The organism is Vibrio tubiashii, assembly GCF_028551255.1.
GTDB classification, from domain to species: domain Bacteria; phylum Pseudomonadota; class Gammaproteobacteria; order Enterobacterales; family Vibrionaceae; genus Vibrio; species Vibrio tubiashii_B.
On the sequence record NZ_CP117030.1, the window covers coordinates 1,187,554 to 1,209,981 of the forward strand.

Annotated in this window: 21 protein-coding genes; 10 read left to right on the forward strand and 11 right to left on the reverse strand. The window is 44.7% G+C overall.

The genetic code is table 11. The features are described 5' to 3' along the window. Nucleotides 1-2 precede the first annotated feature (2 nt). The gene (locus tag LYZ37_RS20820) at nucleotides 3-1,355 is read right to left on the reverse strand and encodes an alpha-amylase family protein (RefSeq protein WP_272787437.1); all 1,353 of its coding nucleotides are present in this window, start codon (nucleotides 1,353-1,355) and stop codon (nucleotides 3-5) included. Between the two features lie 269 nt (nucleotides 1,356-1,624). Between LYZ37_RS20820 and LYZ37_RS20825 the strand changes: the two genes are divergently transcribed. Both LYZ37_RS20825 and LYZ37_RS20830 read left to right on the forward strand, forming a co-directional pair. Next, complete coding sequence (locus LYZ37_RS20825) at nucleotides 1,625-2,272, forward strand: DsbA family oxidoreductase (RefSeq protein WP_272787438.1); 648 nt, start codon at nucleotides 1,625-1,627, stop codon at nucleotides 2,270-2,272. Nucleotides 2,273-2,418: 146 nt separating this feature from the next. Then, nucleotides 2,419-3,339, forward strand: coding sequence for a M14 family metallopeptidase (locus tag LYZ37_RS20830; protein ID WP_272788397.1), 921 nt, complete (start codon nucleotides 2,419-2,421; stop codon nucleotides 3,337-3,339). Between the two features lie 157 nt (nucleotides 3,340-3,496). On the opposite strand, the gene LYZ37_RS20835 is transcribed toward LYZ37_RS20830, so the two are convergent. The 5 genes from LYZ37_RS20835 to LYZ37_RS20855 form a co-directional block, all read right to left on the reverse strand. After that, entirely contained in the window at nucleotides 3,497-4,939 is a 1,443-nt protein-coding gene (locus LYZ37_RS20835; RefSeq protein ID WP_272787439.1) for an ABC transporter ATP-binding protein, read from the reverse strand. Beyond that, nucleotides 4,936-5,721, reverse strand: coding sequence for an ABC transporter permease (locus LYZ37_RS20840; RefSeq protein ID WP_272787440.1), 786 nt, complete (start codon nucleotides 5,719-5,721; stop codon nucleotides 4,936-4,938). Before LYZ37_RS20840 ends, LYZ37_RS20835 begins: the two co-directional genes overlap by 4 nt. Next, nucleotides 5,718-6,662 (reverse strand): ABC transporter permease, encoded by a 945-nt coding sequence (locus LYZ37_RS20845; RefSeq protein ID WP_272787441.1) that lies wholly within the window; start codon nucleotides 6,660-6,662, stop codon nucleotides 5,718-5,720. The genes LYZ37_RS20840 and LYZ37_RS20845 overlap by 4 nt, the downstream gene beginning before the upstream one ends. Continuing rightward, nucleotides 6,655-8,190 carry an ABC transporter substrate-binding protein gene (locus LYZ37_RS20850; RefSeq protein WP_272787442.1) on the reverse strand — a complete coding sequence of 512 codons (1,536 nt, stop codon included), beginning with the start codon at nucleotides 8,188-8,190 and terminating at the stop codon, nucleotides 6,655-6,657. The genes LYZ37_RS20845 and LYZ37_RS20850 overlap by 8 nt, the downstream gene beginning before the upstream one ends. A 152-nt stretch (nucleotides 8,191-8,342) precedes the next feature. Then, nucleotides 8,343-9,131: an AraC family transcriptional regulator gene (locus tag LYZ37_RS20855; protein ID WP_004745459.1), complete on the reverse strand. Its 789-nt coding sequence runs from the start codon at nucleotides 9,129-9,131 to the stop codon at nucleotides 8,343-8,345. A 99-nt stretch (nucleotides 9,132-9,230) separates the two neighbouring features. Between LYZ37_RS20855 and LYZ37_RS20860 the strand changes: the two genes are divergently transcribed. Together LYZ37_RS20860 and LYZ37_RS20865 are read left to right on the forward strand one after the other, a co-directional pair. After that, a complete protein-coding gene (locus tag LYZ37_RS20860; RefSeq protein WP_272787443.1) occupies nucleotides 9,231-10,130 on the forward strand; it encodes a DMT family transporter in 900 nt (299 codons plus the stop codon). A 136-nt stretch (nucleotides 10,131-10,266) separates the two neighbouring features. Then, on the forward strand, nucleotides 10,267-11,178 hold the full coding sequence (locus tag LYZ37_RS20865) for a sensor domain-containing diguanylate cyclase (protein WP_272787444.1): 912 nt from the start codon (nucleotides 10,267-10,269) through the stop codon (nucleotides 11,176-11,178). Nucleotides 11,179-11,222: 44 nt separating this feature from the next. Here the strand turns inward: LYZ37_RS20865 and LYZ37_RS20870 are convergent, their stop codons facing one another. Further along, nucleotides 11,223-13,040, reverse strand: coding sequence for a hybrid-cluster NAD(P)-dependent oxidoreductase (locus LYZ37_RS20870; RefSeq protein WP_272787445.1), 1,818 nt, complete (start codon nucleotides 13,038-13,040; stop codon nucleotides 11,223-11,225). 243 nt (nucleotides 13,041-13,283) lie between these two features. Between LYZ37_RS20870 and pyrC the strand changes: the two genes are divergently transcribed. Further along, a complete protein-coding gene (gene pyrC / locus LYZ37_RS20875) occupies nucleotides 13,284-14,312 on the forward strand; it encodes a dihydroorotase (protein ID WP_272787446.1) in 1,029 nt (342 codons plus the stop codon). 117 nt (nucleotides 14,313-14,429) lie between these two features. Then, a complete protein-coding gene (locus tag LYZ37_RS20880; protein WP_272787447.1) occupies nucleotides 14,430-15,587 on the forward strand; it encodes a GGDEF domain-containing protein in 1,158 nt (385 codons plus the stop codon). 55 nt (nucleotides 15,588-15,642) lie between these two features. On the opposite strand, the gene LYZ37_RS20885 is transcribed toward LYZ37_RS20880, so the two are convergent. Next, the gene (locus tag LYZ37_RS20885) at nucleotides 15,643-16,125 is read right to left on the reverse strand and encodes a nuclear transport factor 2 family protein (protein ID WP_272787448.1); all 483 of its coding nucleotides are present in this window, start codon (nucleotides 16,123-16,125) and stop codon (nucleotides 15,643-15,645) included. A 369-nt stretch (nucleotides 16,126-16,494) separates the two neighbouring features. Between LYZ37_RS20885 and LYZ37_RS20890 the strand changes: the two genes are divergently transcribed. Together LYZ37_RS20890 and LYZ37_RS20895 are read left to right on the forward strand one after the other, a co-directional pair. Next, nucleotides 16,495-16,746 (forward strand): hypothetical protein, encoded by a 252-nt coding sequence (locus LYZ37_RS20890; RefSeq protein WP_272787449.1) that lies wholly within the window; start codon nucleotides 16,495-16,497, stop codon nucleotides 16,744-16,746. 12 nt (nucleotides 16,747-16,758) lie between these two features. Continuing rightward, nucleotides 16,759-17,142 (forward strand): nuclear transport factor 2 family protein, encoded by a 384-nt coding sequence (locus tag LYZ37_RS20895; RefSeq protein ID WP_272787450.1) that lies wholly within the window; start codon nucleotides 16,759-16,761, stop codon nucleotides 17,140-17,142. Between the two features lie 243 nt (nucleotides 17,143-17,385). On the opposite strand, the gene LYZ37_RS20900 is transcribed toward LYZ37_RS20895, so the two are convergent. From LYZ37_RS20900 to LYZ37_RS20910, 3 genes are all read right to left on the reverse strand, one after another. Then, nucleotides 17,386-18,414, reverse strand: coding sequence for a methionine synthase (locus tag LYZ37_RS20900; RefSeq protein WP_272787451.1), 1,029 nt, complete (start codon nucleotides 18,412-18,414; stop codon nucleotides 17,386-17,388). 20 nt (nucleotides 18,415-18,434) lie between these two features. Beyond that, nucleotides 18,435-19,409 carry a DUF1852 domain-containing protein gene (locus tag LYZ37_RS20905; RefSeq protein WP_272787452.1) on the reverse strand — a complete coding sequence of 325 codons (975 nt, stop codon included), beginning with the start codon at nucleotides 19,407-19,409 and terminating at the stop codon, nucleotides 18,435-18,437. Nucleotides 19,410-19,651: 242 nt separating this feature from the next. Beyond that, nucleotides 19,652-20,557 (reverse strand): LysR family transcriptional regulator, encoded by a 906-nt coding sequence (locus LYZ37_RS20910; RefSeq protein WP_272787453.1) that lies wholly within the window; start codon nucleotides 20,555-20,557, stop codon nucleotides 19,652-19,654. Nucleotides 20,558-20,674: 117 nt separating this feature from the next. On the opposite strand from LYZ37_RS20910, the gene LYZ37_RS20915 reads away from it, so the two are divergent. Both LYZ37_RS20915 and LYZ37_RS20920 read left to right on the forward strand, forming a co-directional pair. Then, complete coding sequence (locus tag LYZ37_RS20915) at nucleotides 20,675-20,974, forward strand: putative quinol monooxygenase (protein ID WP_272787454.1); 300 nt, start codon at nucleotides 20,675-20,677, stop codon at nucleotides 20,972-20,974. Nucleotides 20,975-21,162: 188 nt separating this feature from the next. Beyond that, nucleotides 21,163-22,389 (forward strand): MFS transporter, encoded by a 1,227-nt coding sequence (locus LYZ37_RS20920; RefSeq protein ID WP_272787455.1) that lies wholly within the window; start codon nucleotides 21,163-21,165, stop codon nucleotides 22,387-22,389. Nucleotides 22,390-22,428: the final 39 nt, after the last annotated feature.

Genomic DNA, 22,428 nt, shown 5'->3' on the forward strand with positions numbered 1-22,428 from the left:
CTTTAAATTGCTACTAACATCATTGCCGTATTAGGCTCTACCACCGCGCTACACTGCCCGTTTTGTGGCGCAAAACTATCAAGCGATAGCAAATCCATCCAATCTGAGTTCGCTTTAAACTCTATGGTTTGTGAGCGTTTAGATTTGTTAATAATCACCAAACCTTCTTTGCCGCGGCTAAAGACCAATAGATCGTCTGAAGCCTCAACAATCTTCATTTGAGAACCATGCATACGATTATGAAAATCGATAGCGGCGATCATTTTTTCATCTTTCCAGGCATCGACCCAGCGTGGCTGCTTGTCTGTATTAACGATCCCACTAGTATCAAGATCCGTGTATATCAGTGGTACTCCGCCATCTCTCCCGAGTAAGTAACAATACCCTAGCCACTCTTGGTCTTCGCTCATGACTAAGTTTGCGAAAACATCGTTGTTAGGAATATCGTGGGTAATGGCAAACGTAATTGCCCGCGATTCCGACAGCGCTTGCCCGAAGCAATATGGGTCGACCAAGCTTTTTAAGCTACCGTCGACTTGCAGCGCATCATGCATTGTCTGAAACAACGGGAAGTCATAGGCACCCAATCGCGTTTCAGCAAGATAGGGCTGCAAGAACAACTCGTACTCAGGCTGCGTTGCACCACCGCTGGTAATAATTTCACCGAAGATATGAATATCTTGGCAGATCTCTTCCGTCCAAACCTGTTTTAGATGCTCTAAGGTCATGTGTTTAGCGGCGTCAATGCGAAACCCTTTGACTCCCATACCTTTAAGCGCTTTAAGATAAGCTTGCTGCTGCTCGATAACGTGTGAGCAAACCCTTAACGTTGGTAAGCCTGGATCAGTCGGACCGCCAGTGATACGACCATTTTGCACTTGCCAGCGATCTTCCCAGTCTTCAATTCCAAACGCTTCGACAAAATCGTCATGATCGAAAATGGGCTCATTTAAATCTCCAAACAAACGCTGGTTCTGATAGTAATCAGCAGATTGTTGGTAATCGAGCATGTCAGAGGCATTTGGATACTTTAGATCTGTCCTTATCGACGATTCATTCGCCATATGGTTGAACACCACATCGGCGTATACACCCACACCATAAGACGATAGAGTCTCCAGCATGCTTTTAAATGTTTCAGTATTACCAAGTTGATTATCGATCACTCGATAATCTTGAGGTTGATAGCGTTGCCACCACTTGGTACCTGTTTCCCTTTTTAATGATTTCATTGGTGGTGAAACGAGTACGTACTTGTAGCCCGCTTGATGGATCTGGCGCGCTCTTTGTTCAACCATGTCATATGGCCAGTCAAACGCGTGTAAGATCACATCAGTTGCGTGAGAACAGTTCATCACGATTTCCTTTACAAGATTCATAACACTATAACGATACCCAAATACCCTTCATTTCTACTTTTCAGTTCTTATCGCAAAGCCACTTGAGTATCTATAGTGAACACTGATTACCATCCTAACAAAGCATTCACACTAAGCTCTTCCCCCTTAAACTCTTTTTTTACGTAGTAGCTTTTAGGCGTAGATTGTCTAAATAGTGAGGTATTTAGTAAAATCTCATTGAGGACAGCGCTATACTTTCATCTGAGTTGTACAAGGATTGAAGTATGAACAAAATTCGAATTGATATTGTTTCTGATGTCGTTTGCCCATGGTGCATTATTGGCTACAAACGTTTAGAGCACGCACTTGCCGCTCTGAGCGATGAAGTTGAAGCCGATATACAGTGGCACCCTTTTGAGCTAAACCCAGCGATGGGAGACGAAGGACAAAATCTGCGAGAACACCTAGCTGAAAAGTATGGCACAACGACAGAAGCCAGTATCTCAGCGAGAGAAACTCTGACCAATCTAGGTAACGAGGTAGGGTTTGAGTTCAACTTCAATGACGACTCACGAATCTATAACACGCGCAAAGCCCACCAGCTTTTAATGTGGGCACAAAGTGAAGGCAAACAGTTCGCCTTAGAGCTTGCTCTGTTTCACGCCTACTTCACCAATGGTAAAGATATTAGCGACTCTCAAGTACTGATTGAATGCGCCACTGAGCTAGGGCTAGAACAAGACCTCGTCACTAGCGTTATAGAAGATGAAAGCTGGGCGGAAGCCGTGGCGTCTACCGAGCAGCAATGGCTTGAAGCGGGCATCAACGCTGTTCCTGCAATCATCATTAATCGAAAGCATCTCATTTCCGGCGCGCAAACCACCGAGTTGCTAATATCGGCCATCAATCAGATTACTCAATCTCAAGAGTAGCGCTCATTTCTCCGCATTATCGCCACAACAAAGGATGTCAAAACCAAGTCAATCTTTCACGTTCTGCAAGATAATATTTGCCTGCCCCAAATGGGCACACTATGCTGTTTGACGTTTTCTACAACCATAATGATAAAGGCAAGGTAATGCGCAGTTCTTACACTTATCCAATCGGTACCCCGGGGCAAAAATGGGGTGACGCTGAGCGAATCGCTTGGCGTGAACAAACCACGATTAAACGTTTATATCAAAAAGAAGTCGTTCCCAAGATTCAGGCACTTTCAGAGCAGTTTGATGTTGAGCAATATGGCGCTCTCTCTTATGACCAAGAGCGTTACCCGCTTTTCTGTATTAAGTCGAAAAACTGGCATGATGAGAAGCCAATTGTGTTGGTCACAGGTGGCGTACACGGCTACGAAACCAGTGGTGTTCACGGCGCTTTAAAATTTGCCGCCAATGAAATGGAAAAGTACAGCGAACATTTCAACATTGTAATTGCTCCTTGTGTCAGTCCATGGGGCTATGAAGTGATCAACCGTTGGAACCCATTAGCGCTTGATCCAAACCGTTCTTTCTACCAAGACTCACCTGCCGAAGAATCTGCAAACCTAATGAAACTCATCACCTCATTGGGCCGCGATGTGCTGGTTCACATTGACCTACATGAAACCACAGACAGTGACGAAACCGAGTTTCGCCCCGCCCTAGCCGCTCGTGATGGTATCGAATACATTGAAGGTATGATTCCGGATGGTTTTTACACTGTAGGTGACACTGAGAACCCTCAGCCTGAATTCCAAGCTGCTGTGATTGAGTCAGTAAGCAAAGTGACTCACATCGCTCCAGCAGATGATAAAGGGGAAATCATTGGCTCACCTGTGGTTCAGCACGGCGTGATTAACTACCCAATGGTTAAGCTCGGCCTATGTGGCGGTGTTACGACCTGCACCTATGGCACGACCACAGAAGTTTACCCAGATAGCCCGAAAGTGACTGATGAAGAGTGTAATGACGCTCAAGTCGCAGCCATCGTCGGTGGCTTGGATTACGTTATCGCGAATCGATAACCGCGGGTCAAACTATTCAAGCATCAATAAACGACACTTGTCGTTTCTATAGCCTTCGAGCCTATTCAAATAGGTTCGAAGGCTAAATTTTAACTAACTAACCAACATCATTCCGCGCTAGGCAGGATTCCACCTTGCTGCATGAAGAAGCGCTTTATCACTCATGGCTCAATACTCCGTGTGTAGTTGAAGCAGAACATGCCACAGCTTCAGGTGCGAAGTGATGAAGGTTTATCACCTTGTCGCAAAGCTTTTCTAACGCGATTTCATCATGACCAATGATCAGCAAACTGCATTGCTGCTCGGTCGCGAGTGACGTTAGCAGTTGGAGTGTTTCCGCGGCGGTGATCGGATCAAGGCGCGACGTTGGCTCATCGGCTATCAACAGCTTAGGTTTTAGCAATAAGGCTCGTAAAATCGCGAAGCGTTGCAACTCACCTCCCGAAACCTCCCTCGGCGTGCGTTCTAACAAACTTGCGTCTAACTTAAGCCGAGCCATTAAAGGTGTAACATCAGCAAAATCAAAAGGATGAATTCGCTGTAAGTCTCGCAATAACTGGTTCAAGCTAATGTTAGCTGGAAACGCACTCGGTGGATCTTGATAGAGTTTGAGCTTTTGCCCGACAGCGATCGGTTGATGGAAGACAATCTCACCACAGGCAGGAGTTAACAGCCCCAAGATTGCATCAGCCAAACTGGTTTTACCGCAGCCACTTTGACCACAGATTCCCAATACCTCCCCCTGATTGAGCGTAAACGAGACATCATTAAAAAGGGTGTACTGGTTTCGCTGCAATGAGAGTTTATCTACGTTGAGCAATGTTTGTTGAGTTTGGGCAGAAACTCGTTGCGTCCAATATCTCGGGTTCGATTCGATAAGTTGCTTAGTATAAGCCGAGGTCGGGTTAGCTAACACATCATGAGCATCACCGGATTCCACTACAACCCCCTGCTTCATTACGATAATGTCACCACCTAGCTTCTGTGCTAACTCAATATCGTGCGTAATGGTAATTAACCCTTCATGCTTTGCGTGCTCTGCCAGCATATCCCCTACAATATGGCAATGAGCGCGATCTAGCCCCTTAGTCGGTTCATCTGCCAAAAGTAGTTCGCCACCAGCTTGTTTCGCACACAAATAGGCGATGCGCTGTGCCATACCCCCCGACAGCTGGAAAGGATACTGACTCTTTGCTTTGCTAAGGTTCATACTTTGCAGCGCTTGTTCTGTGAAAGACCTTGCCTGCTTTTCTGTTCGCCCATTGACTAAAGTATGCACCTCTTCAATTTGCTTGTGCACTGGCATAATTGGATCTAGCGCGAGCCATGGCTCCTGTGGCAATAGCGCGATTTGCTTACCCCATGTGAGTTGCAACTCTGAGTCACTGACTAAACGCTCCGACAGATAGATTTGTCCAGTTGCTTTCAGCTCTTTAGGTAAGGTGCTGGTAAGAGCCGCAGCAATCAGGCTCTTCCCTGCACCAGTTTCGCCCAAAATCGTCAGCGGACGACCTTTATGTAATTCAAAGTTAACAGGTTCAACTAACACGCACTGCTCTGTTGAGACAGATAACGACTCAACTCGAATCAATTGACTCATGACTTTTCTCCACTCGCGAGTAAATGGAATCCGAGAACCAGCACAAACAAGGTCAACAATGGTTGTGCCAATACCCAAGGAGCAACTTGATAGTATCGAAATAGCTCGACCATCATTAAGCCAAGCTCTGCTTCTGGCGGCTTGAGACCAACGTGTAAAAAGCCCAGTGACGCCAAGGCGAGGATCGTATTTCCAGCGCCAAAGCAACACAAGGTAAAGACATCTTGGCGGCAATGCGGCCAAATGTGACGTTTAAACACGTACCAAGAGCCAAAGCCATACAAGAGTGAAGCTTCCACTTCTGGTGACGCAATCAGTGACATGGTTCGGTTACGCACCACGCGGAAAAACTCAACCCAAAGAATCAGTGCGATCGCAACGTACAATATGGTGAACGAACCCGGTACAAGCGCAGCAAATAGCAGAACTAAGATTAAGCCAGGCATCGCAAGGATCATGTTCATCCCAAAGGTGAACACTCTGTCCCACCACCCTCTGCGCCATCCTGCCAATACGCCTGCTGCAATACCTAATGCGGCGGATGTGAGTACGCTCAGCCACGCGAGTGTCAGCGAAGTCACCACAGCGTCACTCAAACGGGCAAAATTACTGCGGCCAAAATGATCTCGACCAAAGGGCTCAGCTAAATCTGGCGTAGCAAAGGCGAGCGACAACTGCTGGGTTGCAGGATCTGAGTTGAACAGCAGTTTTTCAACCAACACGAGCATTAACACGACAGCAATGATCGCCATACCAACCATTTGTTTCTGAGCAAGCTTCATTGCACTACCTCCTGTTGTTGGCGCGGATCAAGCTGATAAGTCACAAGATCAATCACGGTGTTAATTGCAACAAACAGTAGCCCCATCACCAAAGCGGTAGCTTGGATCATCGGGATATCTCGGGCAAAAATGGCATGGGCTAAGGCATGACCAATTCCTGGCCAAGAAAACAGCGATTCAATCATTATGATCCCTTCCATCAGACCAATTGTTTGTAAAGCAAGGAAGGTCACAATGGGGATCGCGATATGGCGCTGAGCATGGTGTTGAAATGCTTGCTCAAAGCTCAAGCCTTTCAATCGTGCGAACTTAAAGTACGGTGCGTTGATGGCACTCTGAGTTGCGTTCCGAATCAAGCGATTAGACATCGCAGCTAGCGAAAGCGCCAAGGTTAATCCAGGCAATAATAGATGCAAAGGGGTTCCAAAACCGGCGACTGGAAGCAAACCAAGATGGAGAGAAAAAATAATAGTAAGGACTAAGCCAATCACAAACACGGGTTGAGCGCGAATAAACACGGAAACTATCAGCGTCCACTTATCCAACATAGAATCCGCGTGCTTACCACAATAAACTCCGATTGGTATGGCGATTAATGCCGAGATAAGCAGCGCGACTACAGCTAACAAGAGTGAGTGGCCTAATTGGTGCTGAACCTCTTCTATAACTGGTGCTCCGCTGATAAGGGAGTTGCCTAAGTCAAACTGAATTAGGTCCCAAAGCCATTGCAAATAAAGCTCGTAACCGGAGCGATCGAGTCCTAGCTCCGCTCTAACCGCTGTTGCCGCTTCTGCATCGACATAATCATAGCCGTAGCGCCCAGCGGCAATGCGAAAGGCAAAATCGCCCGGAAGTAGCCGCATGAGGATGAAAGTTAGCGTACCAATACTCCAAGCCACTAAGGTGGCTTGGAATAAACGCCTGAAGAGGATATTAATCATTCAACGTCATCTCTGAAATGCGGTAGTTAATCTCAAACGGGTCGAAACTGAAGTTACCCACTTTCTTGTTAACGGCGACAAGTTGGGTATAGAAGGTAATTGGGATAAGCGGCATATCATTCGCCAATATGTGTGCTGCTTGCTGGGCATGTTGCTGATAACTTGCAGGATCTTTAGTCGCGCTTAAGCGGTTGAGTAGTTGGCTAAACTCCGGTGAAGACCAGTTAGTAGGCCCCCAGTCACTGCCTTTATGCTGAGCAAAATCCTTCAACAACAAGGCAAGCGGGTCGACCGTAGCACCGAAGTTTCGCGCCACTAAACCTAACTCAATAGTACCGTCTTGGTGTTTAGCTGGGATCGCACTCGAATTATCAATGCTGATCTCGACTTGAATGCCGATCTCTTTGAGCTGAGCTTGAATAGCAGTAGCGACAAGTGGTAATTCAGGGCGATCAGAGTAAGTCGTCAGGTTAACCACGAAACCTTGTCCATCACGTTGTAACATTCCCTGCTCATCCGCTTGCCAACCTTGAGAAACCAGTAGCTGCTGCGCTTTGTTCAAGTCACGCGAAGTTTGGGAGAAGTGTTCAATGTGCCACGCTCCCAACGAAGGGGCAAACAACTGGTACGCTTCAGAGCCTGGCATACGGATGATTTGCTGAGAAATTCCAGATCGGTCCAAAGCTAAGCTTAACGCTTGACGTGTTTGAGGCGAGTTTAGATACGGGTGCTCATTGTTAATTTTTAACAAGATAGTACGAGGAATCGATTCGCGTACTACCTCGACAGAGTCTGTTTGCTGTAAGGGGGCAACACTAGCAGGATCAAGTGTATAGACAATATCGGCTTGGCCTGTCTGCGCCAACAAGGCTCGACTTTCGGCGCGGTGACCCGCAAGGTACTGCACTTTTTCAATGTTGGCTTTCTGCCCCCAATAGTTGTCGTAGCGTGTGACATGAATCTTGTGCGGCGGAATCAGCTCTTCAATCTGATAAGGGCCGGTGCCTGACAACGAAGTAGCTACGCCCTCTTCGTTGTAGCTACTTGGTGAAGCAATGGCAACCGTGTAGTGAGCCAACACCGTCAGCATTGGATTGTACGGTTTCGATAACTCAAGAGTGAGTTGGTTACCTTGCGCCGTAATTTGGGAAATAGGCACGCGCTTAATTACGCCGGGCTTAGCCATGGCATTTTCTAGTGCGATTTTTGCCGCAGCAGCGTCAAACTTTGCACCATCATGAAAGATGACATCATCGCGCAGTGTAAAGGTCCAGATAAGATCATCTGCGCTGACTGACCAAGCCGCTGCCAATTGAGGCTCTACCTGACCTTTGTTATTAATCGCGACCAAAGACTCGACCACTTGCATACGAGTAAACATATAGCCATCTTTTGATAAATCTTGGCTAGAGAACTCAAATGGCCCAGAAATCTTGAGTGCGGGTTGGCTTTCAGGTTGATTGAATTGACTCATCCCCAGAGCAGCCACAACCGCGATAGCTGCCAAAGCGAAAATCCTACTTTTCATTAACTGTATATCCTTGATGTATGAATTGATAGATATGTTATAACGTAACAATGCATACAATCAAGATGAGAATAGGTCTCAATTGGAAATTTGGTTAAAATAATCGAAAAAGTGCGATTCGTCAGCTAGAAGCGAAAGAGAACTCCCTTTGCCTACAACAAGCGCCCTTTATACTGTTCCGGAGTTTGCCCAGAGTACTTTTTAAACATAGCAATAAACGGGCTGGCTTGGTTGTAACCTAGCGTGAGCGCAACCTCTTTCACTGAGTGGCCTTTGCGCAGGAGCTCCATCGAGTGTAAATAGCGCACTCTTAGTCGCCACTCAGTGAAACTCATCCCGAGTTCAGCCTGACAGTGCCTTGCCAACGTCCTCTCTGTGGTATGCACACGTTCTGCCCAAACAGACAAGCTGGTGTTATCAATTGGGTTCTCTTCCACCGCTGCAAGGATCTTAGCCAGGTATTTATTGTCTGTAGATGGGAGAAAATGGTGCTGGGTATCCCGTGTGGCGAGTTGATCTAGCAGTACCTGAACTAAGCGCTTGTCTTGCTCAGATTCAGCGACGTTAATATCTCGCTGACGGAAATCATCAATAATAGCCGATACGATCGGGGTAACTTTGATCAGACTAGTGCAGTCCGGGAAGTTCTCTGTATGGGCTTGTGCAATATTGAGCGAGCAATAAGAAAGTGGCTTACGATTGAAGCTAGTATGCATGATCCCTGCGGGTACCCATATTGCCAGATGAGGCGGCGCTAAAAATCGAGTGTCTTCTGCTTCCATCTCTAAAATACCACCGCTGATCAGTTGTACCTGACCCCATGGATGGCTATGCATCCGAGTTTCGGTATTGGACAGAAACGCTTCGAAATTCATAAATACATCTGATGGTGCTTTATCAATTGATAACGAAGGGTGAAGGTGTTTTGCTGACTTTCTCAAACTTGTCTTCCTATGACGTACAATGTCTTTTTAAAGATATATATAATTATATCGACCTGTCAGACTATCTTCTACCGATAATAATGCGATGGTGTTCACATGGTCTACCTACTTCCTTTCTTTACCGTATGCATATGGGGCGGCAACGCTATCGTAAATAAAATGGCAGCTAGCACCATAGAACCCAGTGCAATGAGCTTTTATCGTTGGTTTCTCGCCATTGTCGTACTAACACCATTTTGCTTACCAAAAGTCATTCAGCGTTGGAGCGTAATACGCCCCTACTTGGCTAAACTTGCCTTTCTGGCGATGCTAGGGATGGTTCTCAATCAGTCATTGTCCTATTACGCAGGCCTTACAACAACAGCCTCCAACATGGCGTTGATTACCTCACTGGTTCCATTGATTGCGATTTTTATGAGCGTGCCAATTTTATCTAAGCCCATTTCCCCACTCAGTATCGTTGGTGGTGTGATTGCGTTAGCCGGATTGGCTTTTATGCTAGGACAAGGGGACGTCGCCTTCTTTTTACATCAGGACATTACGCCGGGAGACGGCATTATGGTCATCGCTTCTATTTGCTACGCAGCTTACTGCGTGTTGCTAAAGCGGTGGAAGATGCCGTTATCAAACTGGACCATGGTGTACATGCAAGGCTTGCTTGCTCTTATCATGCTCACACCACTCTGGCTCACCAGCGAGCAGTTAGTCCCAAGTCAACAGGCTCTACCATTGATCGCTTATGCCGGTCTAGCGGCCTCTATCGCTGCACCTTGGATGTGGGTTAAAGCAATCGATTTAATTGGTGCCGACTCAAGTGCGATGTTTATGAATTTGATGCCTGTCATCGCGATTAGCTTAGCCGCCACTTTGTTAGGAGAAGCCGTTCACAGCTACCACCTTATGGGCGGCTTACTTGTGGTGTCAGGTGTTATTCTTTCACAGCTGAAATTGAAGCAACAAAGCAGAAAATCATTAGAAAATGTTAATCAGGTATAGGTACTTTTGGTTAAATAGGTATATGTTTGTAGTATCTAATTTGCATATTGAATTCCAAATGTGTAAATCAAATTTATAAATAATAACTATATACAACGTCCTAGATTGGCTAGACCTCATTTCAGTTGGAGGTCAAATGATCGAATTGGAGCATATCGAACAGATATACAACCATAACCATTTTACGCTACATGAAGTTGTTCTAAATGAAATTGGCTCTTACGTTTTCGTCAAGAATCGCCAAGGTGAATACTTGTATGCCAATCAGCTGACTTTAGATTTATTCAGCACTACGCTAGAGAATTTAAAAGGCAAAACTGACCGTGAGTTTTTTCAACCGGATATGTTGAATGATATTAAAGAAAGTGACGAAATGGTCTTTAACTCCGGTCAGAAAGTGGTTAATGAAGAGCGTGCTCTAGCGCTCAACGATGGCCGTGTTCGTGTTTATCGAGCAATCAAACAACCCATCATCCATTCCAAATCCAAACAAGTCATTGGCCTAATTGGCGTTTCAACCGATATCACCGACATAGTAGAGCTTCGAGAGCAGCTCGCAGAGCAAGCCTACACTGACGAATTAACTAAGCTCTATAATCGCCGAAAGATCTGGCAGTGCTTTGGTTCTTCCTACCAACAAGCCAGAGATAAAGAGCTACCTTTATCTTGTATCATCATAGATATCGATCACTTTAAACAAGTAAATGACTCATTCGGCCATGATTTTGGTGACAACGTCATTGTCGAGCTTGCGAAAATCATTCGCAGTAATTTACGTAAAACCGATCACTGTGGCCGAATTGGTGGAGAAGAGTTTTTAATCGTGCTCAATAATACGGAAGAGAAAGAAGCGTTAGAAGTTGCGGAGCGTTTACGAAGCCAGTTTTTAAGCTCACCGCTAAATATTGTTGAATCACCCTTTTCGCTGAGTTGCGGGGTAACACAACTTTCACCGTATGACAGCGAATTCCTTGATTTATACCGCAGAGCCGATGATGCGCTATACAAAGCTAAGCACTTAGGAAGAAATCAAAGTGTTATAGAATAAACATCAGCCCCATCACTAGGGGCTGATTTTTCTTATGCGGTAAATTAACTGACTACTTCGATATCGGTTTCTGGCACACAACAACAAGCGAGTGCAACACCCATATGGCGCTCATGATCTTGCAGGGCTGGCACATCCGGTTGATGCACTTTCCCAGATTCCACTGTTACCTTACATGCGCCGCACAGACCCGCTCGACAACTGTTTGCTATCGGTGCACCTGCGTCTTCTGCTTGTTCAAGCAATGTCTTTTGGTTGTTACCAACAAACACATGACCATTTACGCTCAAAGTCAGCTCTTTCAATGGCTGTTGAGAAGTCTGGCTGACACCAAATGCTTCTTGATGGTAACTGTTTTCAGGAAGACCTTTCTTGAGCAATAAGTTCTTAGCCTTCTGCATAAAGCCATCAGGGCCACAGACAAACACTTGTCTCTGTTCCACCTCACGAATCTGCTTTAGATGAGCAAGAGTTAATCGACCTTTTAGGCCAAACCAATCGTCCGGAGCTTGAGAAAGGGAAAACAGTACGGTCAAGCCATCATGTTTACGTCGCAACTCATCCAACTCATCTTTGCATGGGATATCTTCTACGCTGCTGCATTGATGATAGAAAACCACATCTTCGACTTGATTGTGATCTGAAAGATAACGAAGCATAGAAAGCATCGGCGTAACACCGCTACCAGCCGATAGTAGTAACAATGGCTGTCCATGTTTTTCTCCCAAATGGAAACTCCCATCTGGCTGCTCACACGTTAGAGTATCGCCAATATTAAGATTGTCGATGACCCAGTTTGACACACGCCCGCCGTCAATTCGTTTAACGGATATCGCTAAGCGCCCAGGGCGAGATGGGCTTGAAGACAATGTGTATCGGCGGGCAACACTTTCACCATCTATCTCAATCGAAATAGGTAGATGCTGACCAGGTTGATAAATAGGCAGTTCGCCATGCTGAGGTTCAAGCCAGAAAGTGACGAAATCACGGGCAATTTCCTCTCTTTCAACACACGTCATCAACAACTGTTTAGGGGCATTGTCTGGGTAGAACTCTTTTTCTTTGTATTCCAAGACTTCAATTTTATCGCCTTGATGAATCATGCCTTCATTTTTAGCGACTAAGTTTTGTCCAAAGAAAACACCACCACGCTCGTTAGCACGGAACTGGGAAAGCGTATTCAGCGGCTCTTTGCTTGTCCTCAACTCTCCTTTTTCAACGTCTACCGTGGTGAGTATGCAGCGCTCACAAGGTTTTACTGCTTCGAACTCCACCTCTCCAACACGAATGCGCTTCCAACCATCTTCACCAAAAGGTTCCGTGCCAGACACTACAAGGTTAGTACGAAACTGATCCATAGTGTGAGCTTCTGGGCTGCGACGGTTTAGCTCTGATAATGATGCTTCGCTGATCACGAGCACTGGATAACCATCGGCAAAACTGACGTTGTGGCCGAGCTTTTCTCGTACGCGGTTAGATTGCTCGCCGCTAAACAATAACTCAACACGTTGACCCAGTGCCTGACTAAACCAATCATCAGCTTCATCCGTTGTGGTATAAGCGACAAAGTGATCTTTCCACACTTGGGCTGGCGCTTCTTGCATCTTAAAATCAGCATATCTAACCCTTAGCGGCGACTGGCCTTGTGCGGTAAATATCACCCCATCAGGTAACAAGCTTGAACGCACTTTGACCATCTGTGGATATTTTCGAGCGGTTACCATTGAGCCGTCGGAAAGAGCTAGCATAAATCGACGGTCAAACATTAAACCTTGCTTTTCCACCCAAGCCGTAGAGAGAGATAGACCACCCACAGACTTGACCGGATAGACATTGATTTGAGAAAGAGTTGGAGCTGACATTGCTTATCCTAAGCTGGAATTATTGTGCAGGCATTATACTCTTTTCGCTTGCGGTAGCTAACGCTTTGCAAAGACATTTGACGTGCAAATCTTGGACAAATAAGGCTTTCATCAAAAAAAGAGGATGAAATACATATCGGTTTGCTCTATCATCCTGTCGCCTAAGCGTAAGCGTTTGCCTTCACAGTTTTCGCACCGTTTAGGCTCCAATCAGACAAACTTCTTATTATGGTGGGAGCAATAATGACAACACTTACGATCACACGTCCTGACGACTGGCATGTTCATCTACGCGATGGTGAAGTTCTAAAGGATACTGTGCGAGACATTAGCCGCTACAATGGTCGCGCGCTAATCATGCCGAATACCATCCCACCTGTTACCAATACCGAAATGGCACTGGCTTACCGCGAACGCATTATGGCTGAGAAGCCAAGCGAGCAGTTTGAACCTCTAATGGCGCTTTACCTAACGGATAACACGACTCCAGATGAGATCCGTAAAGCAAAAGAGTCTGGTGCTGTAGTAGCCGCTAAGCTTTATCCTGCAGGCGCAACTACCAACTCTGACTCCGGTGTCACCAACGCGAAGAATATCTATCACGTTCTTGAAGCAATGCAAGAAGTAGGAATGTTACTGCTGGTTCACGGTGAGGTGACTCATCACGATGTCGATATTTTTGACCGTGAAAAAGAGTTTTTAGATACCGTTCTTGCGCCAATCGTTAACGACTTCCCAAATCTAAAGATTGTTCTAGAGCATATTACTACTGCTGATGCAGCGAGCTTTGTTAAAAACGCCAACGACAATGTTGCTGCGACGATTACTGCTCACCACTTACTTTACAACCGCAATCACATGTTGGTTGGCGGCATCAAGCCTCATTTCTACTGTCTGCCAATTCTTAAGCGCAACACCCACCAGCAAGCTCTGATTGAAGCGGCGACGAGCGGCAGTAAGAAATTTTTCCTAGGTACAGACTCAGCGCCACACGCTAAAGGTATGAAAGAAGCCGCTTGTGGCTGTGCAGGTTCTTACACAGCGCACGCTGCATTAGAGCTTTACACTGAAGTGTTTGAGCTAGAGGGCAAATTAGAAAATCTTGAAGCATTTGCAAGCCACAACGGTCCGGATTTTTACGGTGTACCTCGTAACCAAGATACCGTAACACTGACCAAAGAAGCTTGGCCTGTTGCAGAAACGATGCCGTTTGGCGGTGATGTCGTTGTGCCTATTCGCGCAGGTGAAGAGATTAAGTGGACAGTTAAGTAAACACTTCCTCTAATCCTATCGACTAACCCCAGTGGCTAGATAGTAGTTACTGGGGTTTTTATTTAGCATTTTATCAATATAACCTAAACTCAATGTAGCATTCATTTTGAGGTCACTATGCTGATTGAGTTAGATATTCCCACGCTGTCCGTCGTCTGCGTCATATTGTCGTTGACCTACTGTGTTGGCCTCGCCTTGATTCAAACTCTTCAGCCTCGAATTCGCGGAATCAACTTAATTTCATTAGCACTGATGCTGCTTGGCATTGGTTTTATGCTGATGAGCTTTGGTAACACGGTCTCGTTATGGGTTTCCAAGATTTTGGCTAACTCCATACTATCAATAAGCTTTATTCTTATTTTGCACGGTGTCTGCCTTCTAAGAGGTTACGCTGCCTCACTAGCCAACTACGGCTACTACTCTCTCCCCGTGGTGATTACTCTACTCACCTATTGCACCTACTTTTCATCTTCTACGGACGCCCGCATCGCCATAATGGCCGGATATACTTCCGCGCTTAGCTTTCTGACAATATATGCAAACCAACATGGTACCAAAGAGGATATAGCCCCTTCTAAACGTTTGCTCTCTTTGGGGATGCTTGTTTACGCCGCCTATGGCTTGTTCCGCCTTGGTATGCTTCCTTTTGAAGACAAAATCGATGACTTCATGGTTGCGAATTGGGTTCAGCAACTCGCATTTCTCTCTATCATAGCGATGATCATTTTTATTGGTTTTGCGATTACTTGGATGCTGACAGGGAGATTGGTAGCCACTATTTACGACTCATCACTCAAGGATGAGCTAACACGACTCTATAACCGCAGGGCGCTTGAAGAGTTTGCACCCAAGGAAGTGGCACGGGCACAACGCTTTGAACACTCGCTTTCTGTCTTACTGATTGATATAGATAAATTCAAACAAATCAATGATGTGTATGGTCACCAAGCGGGAGACCATGTTCTAAGAACAATAGGCAGAATACTTAGAATAGAAACACGAAAGAATGACTTTTCATTTCGCTATGGTGGAGAGGAGTTTTTGGTATTACTTCCAGAAACCAACAAAAACCAAGCCAAAGTTGTCGCTGAAAAGCTTCGAAACGTTATTGAACGTACGACGATGTTACCCAGTAACCGCGAGTTCTGTACAGCTAGCTTTGGTGTCAGTGAGTTATTAGCCAACGAGCATTGGGAACGGTTAATAGAACGCGCCGATAGAGCGCTGTACGATGCCAAAAATCAAGGAAGGAATAGAGTTGTTATTGGCACTTAGTACAGTTGTTAAGTGCCAAGAAATCTGAAATAGTCAATAATTGCAAACGTGTCTACTATTTCCAGTGAGTTAGGTCTCCCACATACTCTCGATATTCAACAATTTTTCCGTCTGTGAATCTAAAACCGATCATATGGCTACCTACATATTCTTTACCGTAGAAATACCCTGTAGCTTCATCGGCAAAATAGTACCAATCATCGAGACCAAACCTTAAATTGCGTTCGCTTTGATGGATTCGATTTTCTGTTTCAATATGATGGTCTATCCAGAGGTTGATGTTCTTGTAACCCTCTTCACCGGAAGAACGACCTTTAAATGGACCATCTGGAAATTGAAAAACGAGATCATTTTGGTTCAGCATACTCCTAAAATCGCTCCAATCCCCTGTAGCCCAACCTGCAAAAAAGGCTGCTTCAGCGGCGGTTCCAAGTTCGCATATCTGCTGATTATTACAAACAGGTTCACTACTCGCATAAGTGCTAACTGAAAATAGTGACAAAATGGTAGCCAAAACATATCCGCGCTTGTAAGTCATTACTCTCCCCTTTTATCTATAGGTATTACGCTTCAATAAACAATATTGATTAAGCGTAAAAAGCTATCAAGACAATAAAAGACAACTTACTTTTATCTGAATTAACAACAATAAAGTTATCTACTCATTCGAGCTAAACAGGCAAGAAAGTACCAAAGATAGAGCAGTATTTTTCAATTAAGCCTAGCGATTAACCCTTAATCTATACCTCAAACACCTACCTCATCCATCTAGCCAAAGAGGGAACTACAAATGAGATACAACATACTGACACTACTCTTGGTAGCTGGCTCTGCAACGGCACAACCATTGCCTACGGCAATTGACTGATATCAGAACAGCACTCAATCAAAAGACATTGATGCTTATATGACGTGTTTTGCAGAGGGCGCAGTGATGATAGACGTATCGCGTAATTTCTTAGGCAAAGATGTAATTCGACGCTGGGCCCTCAATGAGGTAATTCCTTATGGGCAAAGCTTTGCACACAGAACGATACTCGAACAAAAACCTAGCTACGCTAAAACGGAAGTGAAGTGGAGTTCTTGGGTCGCTCATTACCACTACTGGTGGAACGATGAAGGAAAAATCACCCAAATGTCTCTTCAATACGCTGATTAATTCGAGGCCAACATGACCACTAGAGAACTTCAAGATTTCGCTGTAATGTTCTTTGCTGCTGTAGATGCTCAAAATGCAACAGCACTTAAGCAGTATTTCAGCGAAGAGATTACACTCCAGATGGCAAACTTGCCTATAACAGAGGGGGGCGAATCAGTAATCGCTGCATTCAAAGCAGCGGATGAGCGATTCTCGTCGATCAAACACAGTATTGAAGGGATTTGGATAGGCGATTGGGAACAGGGACCGGTCGTTAGCGTAGAAGCCATTGCGCAATATGAGTTTCCCGATGGGCGAACCTTGGAGCTTCCCGTCACAAGTACATTACGCTTAACCCAAAACAAAAAAGTCGCTAATTACAAAATTTTCATGGATCCATTGCCTGCTTTTAGCTAGCAAATTTGCCAACGTGTCGAAGCTGAGTTCGACTTTAGCACCAGCTGCCTGTGTATTTTAGGCAGCTTTTTTTACTTCAGAGAATTGGACAACCACTTGGAATGAATACATAAAGAAACCAATAGCTACAACGAGTAGCGCAATGTTTTGTCTTGAGGCTGATAGAGGCAATCGAAGAACAAAGGGTCACTGAGTGAGGTTTCTTTTCTTACACCTCTGCCAAATGACCCATTGTTAGCATGTTTATGTAGACAGCTCTTTCCTTACTAGTTCCGCTCCAGCACTTAAGGCGTTCAATTTTCCGCGAGCAACTTCACGAGACAATGGCGCCATACCGCAGTTAGTACACGGATAAAGCTTATCGGCATCAACATACTTTAGAGCTTCACGTAATGTCTCTGCGACTTCTTCAGCCGTTTCAATGCTATCTGTCGCAACATCAATCGCCCCAACCATCACTTTTTTGCCGCGAATAAGCTCTAGCAGCTCAATCGGCACACGAGAGTTATGACACTCTAACGAAATGATATCAATGTTAGACTTCTGCAGCTTTGGAAACACTTCTTCATATTGTCGCCATTCGGTGCCCAGCGTCTTCTTCCAATCTGTATTTGCTTTGATGCCGTAGCCGTAACAGATGTGAACCGCCGTTTCACATTTTAGTCCTTCAACGGCTCTTTCTAGACACGCGATGCCCCAATCATTCACATCATCAAAGAAGACATTAAATGCTGGCTCATCAAATTGGATAATATCGACACCAGCAGCCTCTAACTCTTTCGCTTCTTGATTGAGTATTTTGGCAAATTCCCACGCGAGCTTTTCACGGCTCTTGTAATGGTCATCATAAAGCGTATCGATCATCGTCATTGGACCTGGTAACGCCCACTTGATCGGCTTATCTGTTTGCTGACGTAAAAACTTAGCATCTTCAACAAACACAGGCTTTTGACGACTCACAGGCCCTACGACTGTTGGAACGCTTGCATCGTAGCGATCACGAATCTTTACCGTTTGGCGATTTTCAAAGTCAACGCCACTTAGATGCTCGATAAATGTCGTAACGAAGTGTTGGCGAGTTTGTTCACCATCGCTGACAATATCAACGCCCGCATGTTGCTGTTCTTGCAAAGACAAACGAAGCGCATCTTGTTTGCCATCTGTTAATTCTGCACCTTGCAGTTTCCAAGGTGACCAAAGCGTTTCTGGCTGAGCTAACCAAGAAGGTTTTGGCAGGCTTCCTGCCGTAGAAGTCGGTAATAGTGTTTTCATGCTTTTATTTCTTCTCATTATTAAGCGTAGTTAGCAGACCATTGCTCTAGCACAGTTTGATACGGCTTGATGAAGTGCTCTTGAGCAAACTTCCCTTGCTCTATTGCCAGTCGACTACGTTCTTCTCGGTCATACACAATTTGCGTTAGAGAGTGATCGCTGTTCTTCAAGCTTGGTTGGTAAGATTTACCCGCAACCGCGTTCGCGTTGTAGATCTCTGGACGATAGATCTTTTGGAACGTTTCCATTGTGCTGATCGTGCTGATCAATTCTAAATTGGTGTAATCGTTGAGCAGATCACCAAAGAAGTAGAACGCAAAAGGAGCAACACTGTTTGGTGGCATGAAGTAACGGACTTGTAGACCCATTTTCTGGAAATACTGTTCTGTCAGTGAAGACTCATTTGGCTCATATTCATAACCTAGCACTGGGTGCTGATTTTCCGTGCGATGATAAGTCTTGTTATCCGACACGCTTAAACAGATAACTGGGCGCTTTTTGAAGTTCTGCTTGTAGGTTGATGAATTAACAAAATGCTTGAATAGTTTGCCATGCAGATCACCAAAACCTTCTGGGATGGTGAATTGAGGCTTATCTTTGTTGTGATCAAGGAGCAAAACGCTAAAGTCGTAATCACGAACATAAGAAGAAAAGTTGTTACCGACAATGCCTTCAATACGCTCATTCGTTTTATGATCGACAATGTAGGTCTTTAAAACTTCAATCGAAGGAAAGCTTTCAGCGCCAGCTTCTATATCCATATCTACCGAAACGATTTCAAGCTCAACAGAGTAGCGGTCGCCATTAGGGTTATCCCAATGCGCGAGGGCATTGAAATTATTATCAATCATATTAAGCGCATTACGCAGGTTCTGTTGACGACTCTCACCTCTCGCTAAATTAGCGAAGTTAGTCGTAATACGTGTGCTGTCTGACGGGCTGTAGTTCTCATCAAGACTGAGGCTCTTAATGCTAAATGTGAATTCTTTGCTCATAACGTTCTGTATCCTATTTCCTTAGATGAAAGCTGATTTAGTTCCTACTCTTTCCATTTTATTTTTTGATTTTTCTAGACAGCGGCTAATAAGCTCTACAACAGCCCTGAGATCAAAAGGCTTAATTCTGTCTAGATATAAGAGTAGGTTTCTTTATAACGTTGATTCACATTCTAAGAACAATGGTATTACTTCAAATACATCATGAGAAAAATTCATACAAGGAGAAATAGAGCCAGTTTTTATAACTTACACACTTGAAGTTCTTGCTTTAGTTCCTCTATAACCATTTTGCCAATTCTTGATAACTCACGATTGGGATAGACGGCATAAATCGACTCATCAACCGGAAACTGTAGCTCTGGTAATAGCTGAATCAACTCACCTTTTCTCAATTTCTCCGCAACCATAAAGTTTGTTGGAACAAAGAAACGCTTGCCGCTTTCAACACAGATGTTCAGCTGCTCTGCATCGTTGATACAAATATTTGCGTTTATGTCAAAGGTGTGCATTTTTCCTTCTTCATCAAGGTAATTAAAGGCTTTGTTGGTGTGCCCTTTACGACCATAAACGATAGCAGGCAGATCCTTCAGCTCATCTAGGGACTTGGGCTGCCCATATTGGGCAACAAACTCAGGACTTGCAGCGAGCAACATATGCACATCGAGTAACTTTTGGCCAATCAGGTCAATGTTTTTCGGTTTCCAAACACGAATCGCCATATCAAAACGATCTTTAATAATGTCGACGTGATGGTCATCCAGCTCCAGCTCAATATTGATGCCCGGGTATTGATCACATAGACGCTCTACTATAGGAAAAACAAACTTTCTCCCTATATAAACTGCACTGGTAATTCGTAAAGTGCCACTGAGTTCATTGGATTGCTCTTGAGCTATGTTCGACACGTTCTTAACCATTTCGTTAATTTGCCTTGCACTCTCGTAGGCTTGCCTGCCAGCGTCTGTTAACCCGAGCGCCCGTGTTGACCGATTGAGTAATGTCACCCCTAGATCCGACTCTAACTTTTTTATCTGCCTCGTGATGTAGGACACATTGGTCTCTCTCACATCGGCGGCCCCCGTAAAGCTACCCTGATCAACAACATCAGCAAATACTTGAAGCAATTTAGGATCAAGCCTCTTCATAGAATCTTCCTATTATTTCCAAAAGTGACAAATTCATTTTGCTATTTATTGTATTTTTATGAAACAAAAAGTTACTTAAAATCTTCTACATCGACAAGAATGATGCAGGAGAGACCTATGATTATTGTAACCGTAGCAGGAAAAGTGAAACCTGAATTTAAACAAACCTTTTTAGACCACATGACTGAGCTTGCAGACACTGTTCGCGCCGAAAAAGGTTGTATTAAATATCAGCAGAACATAACCGCCGAAGATGACTCGATACTGTTTCTATATGAAGAATGGGAAACGCTTGAAGCGCTTCAAACGCATTTACAAACACCCCATATGGCAGAACACTTCGAACAAGCGCGCCCATGGTTTGACTGGGTTGATATGAAAACCTTCGAAGCTTCTGAGTTCGCGTTAGAAGGTTAATCCCCAACATTGAGCCATGGCATATTTAACAGCCACCGCTTACTTGCTGTTTACAAAGCCTTTTCAACCTATATCCACTTAGATGAGCTAGCTATCCTAGCTCTTTTAGTGTTTTTCCCCGCCCAAAGGGTCCATCAATATTTGCCTTTCTGCCGATAATCGACAAAAGCAGCCTTAGGAACTTTACAATGAATACTGCGTCCGTCCAAAACACCTCTAAACAACCAAGCGTAGGAATTACGCTTTTGGCTGGTTTGCCTCTTTTTACTCTACTTCCATTGGGATTGGATTTTTTCCTTCCAGCCATGTATCAAATTGGAGAGTATTTCAACAACGCATCTATCCCCCCCTTAGCCATAAGTGTCTACATGCTTTTCTGGGGAATTGGGCAACTCGTCTGGGGCGGGATTGCTGACGTAATAGGCAAAAAGAAGATTGCCATCATTGGATTAGTTGTCTATACCATGGCTTCATTGATGATCGCTATTGTTGATTCAGAGAGTGCCTTTGCATTTTTGTTCTACCGAGCTTTACAAAGTTTTGGCGGCAGCGCTTGTTTCACCGCAATCTTCGCTTTAATTAGAACGCGGTTTGATGGTGAGGAGCTCAATAAATCATACAGTTACCTCAATGGTATTCTTGCATTTATACCGGTTAGCGCCCCACTACTTGGTGCCTACATCCTTGAGAACAATCCATGGCTTTACCTATTTACTCTAATGGCCATACTAGGTTTGGTCAGTCTCATTTGGATTGCATTTAGCCTACCTGCCGATGGTAAGAAACTGGGCAGCCAACAAAACAAGGAAAGCAGTAATTCGGCTATCAAAGGGTACTGGGAAGTGCTCAAAAATGTTCGTTTTCGATCTTACCTATTTTTCGCTGCAACAGGCCAGATGTTGTTTATTTATTACTTAACAGTGGCGCCAACTTATCTGATAGGCAAGCTCGGCACCTCACAAGTTGAGTTTGGTCAGATGTTTATGATCATCGCAGTTGTTTTCATGGTAATCAGTTTTGCCGCTCCGAAGCTTAGTAGCTATCTCACCATTCGAACTATAATCGGGTTGGCACTTTCACTGATTATTGTAGGAGGGTGCACAATGTACGCGATGAGCGGTACCAACACATGGTACGCCTTTATTGGTCCAATGACTCCTATTGCAGTAGGTTGTACCATTTTACTTAGTTGTTGCCCAGCCAATGCTCTGGCAGATTTTAAACACATCTCTGGTATCGCTAGTGGGCTTTATACCTCGATTACCTTTGGTGTGGGGTCTTTGATATCATCAGTCTTTGTTAATGTCATTGATAGCGCAGACCTTGCACGTGTCTCACTGGTTTACGTCGTTTGTGCGATGCTAGCTCTGCTTTTACTTTTGACCAACACAACAGTGAATAGTGATTCGCAATAGGTTCAATCAGTAAACCCTTTGACTTTCTGCGGAGGGTTT

Bases quoted from the DNA above. Each gene is read 5' to 3' on its own strand.
- LYZ37_RS20820 (WP_272787437.1), bottom strand. From the start codon at position 1,355: ATGAACTGTTCTCACGCAACTGATGTGATCTTACACGCGTTTGACTGG.
- LYZ37_RS20825 (WP_272787438.1), top strand. From the start codon at position 1,625: ATGAACAAAATTCGAATTGATATTGTTTCTGATGTCGTTTGCCCATGG.
- LYZ37_RS20830 (WP_272788397.1), top strand. From the start codon at position 2,419: ATGCGCAGTTCTTACACTTATCCAATCGGTACCCCGGGGCAAAAATGG.
- LYZ37_RS20835 (WP_272787439.1), bottom strand. From the start codon at position 4,939: ATGAGTCAATTGATTCGAGTTGAGTCGTTATCTGTCTCAACAGAGCAG.
- LYZ37_RS20840 (WP_272787440.1), bottom strand. From the start codon at position 5,721: ATGAAGCTTGCTCAGAAACAAATGGTTGGTATGGCGATCATTGCTGTC.
- LYZ37_RS20845 (WP_272787441.1), bottom strand. From the start codon at position 6,662: ATGATTAATATCCTCTTCAGGCGTTTATTCCAAGCCACCTTAGTGGCT.
- LYZ37_RS20850 (WP_272787442.1), bottom strand. From the start codon at position 8,190: ATGAAAAGTAGGATTTTCGCTTTGGCAGCTATCGCGGTTGTGGCTGCT.
- LYZ37_RS20860 (WP_272787443.1), top strand. From the start codon at position 9,231: ATGGTCTACCTACTTCCTTTCTTTACCGTATGCATATGGGGCGGCAAC.
- LYZ37_RS20865 (WP_272787444.1), top strand. From the start codon at position 10,267: ATGATCGAATTGGAGCATATCGAACAGATATACAACCATAACCATTTT.
- LYZ37_RS20870 (WP_272787445.1), bottom strand. From the start codon at position 13,040: ATGTCAGCTCCAACTCTTTCTCAAATCAATGTCTATCCGGTCAAGTCT.
- pyrC (WP_272787446.1), top strand. From the start codon at position 13,284: ATGACAACACTTACGATCACACGTCCTGACGACTGGCATGTTCATCTA.
- LYZ37_RS20880 (WP_272787447.1), top strand. From the start codon at position 14,430: ATGCTGATTGAGTTAGATATTCCCACGCTGTCCGTCGTCTGCGTCATA.
- LYZ37_RS20885 (WP_272787448.1), bottom strand. From the start codon at position 16,125: ATGACTTACAAGCGCGGATATGTTTTGGCTACCATTTTGTCACTATTT.
- LYZ37_RS20890 (WP_272787449.1), top strand. From the start codon at position 16,495: ATGACGTGTTTTGCAGAGGGCGCAGTGATGATAGACGTATCGCGTAAT.
- LYZ37_RS20895 (WP_272787450.1), top strand. From the start codon at position 16,759: ATGACCACTAGAGAACTTCAAGATTTCGCTGTAATGTTCTTTGCTGCT.
- LYZ37_RS20900 (WP_272787451.1), bottom strand. From the start codon at position 18,414: ATGAAAACACTATTACCGACTTCTACGGCAGGAAGCCTGCCAAAACCT.
- LYZ37_RS20905 (WP_272787452.1), bottom strand. From the start codon at position 19,409: ATGAGCAAAGAATTCACATTTAGCATTAAGAGCCTCAGTCTTGATGAG.
- LYZ37_RS20910 (WP_272787453.1), bottom strand. From the start codon at position 20,557: ATGAAGAGGCTTGATCCTAAATTGCTTCAAGTATTTGCTGATGTTGTT.
- LYZ37_RS20915 (WP_272787454.1), top strand. From the start codon at position 20,675: ATGATTATTGTAACCGTAGCAGGAAAAGTGAAACCTGAATTTAAACAA.
- LYZ37_RS20920 (WP_272787455.1), top strand. From the start codon at position 21,163: ATGAATACTGCGTCCGTCCAAAACACCTCTAAACAACCAAGCGTAGGA.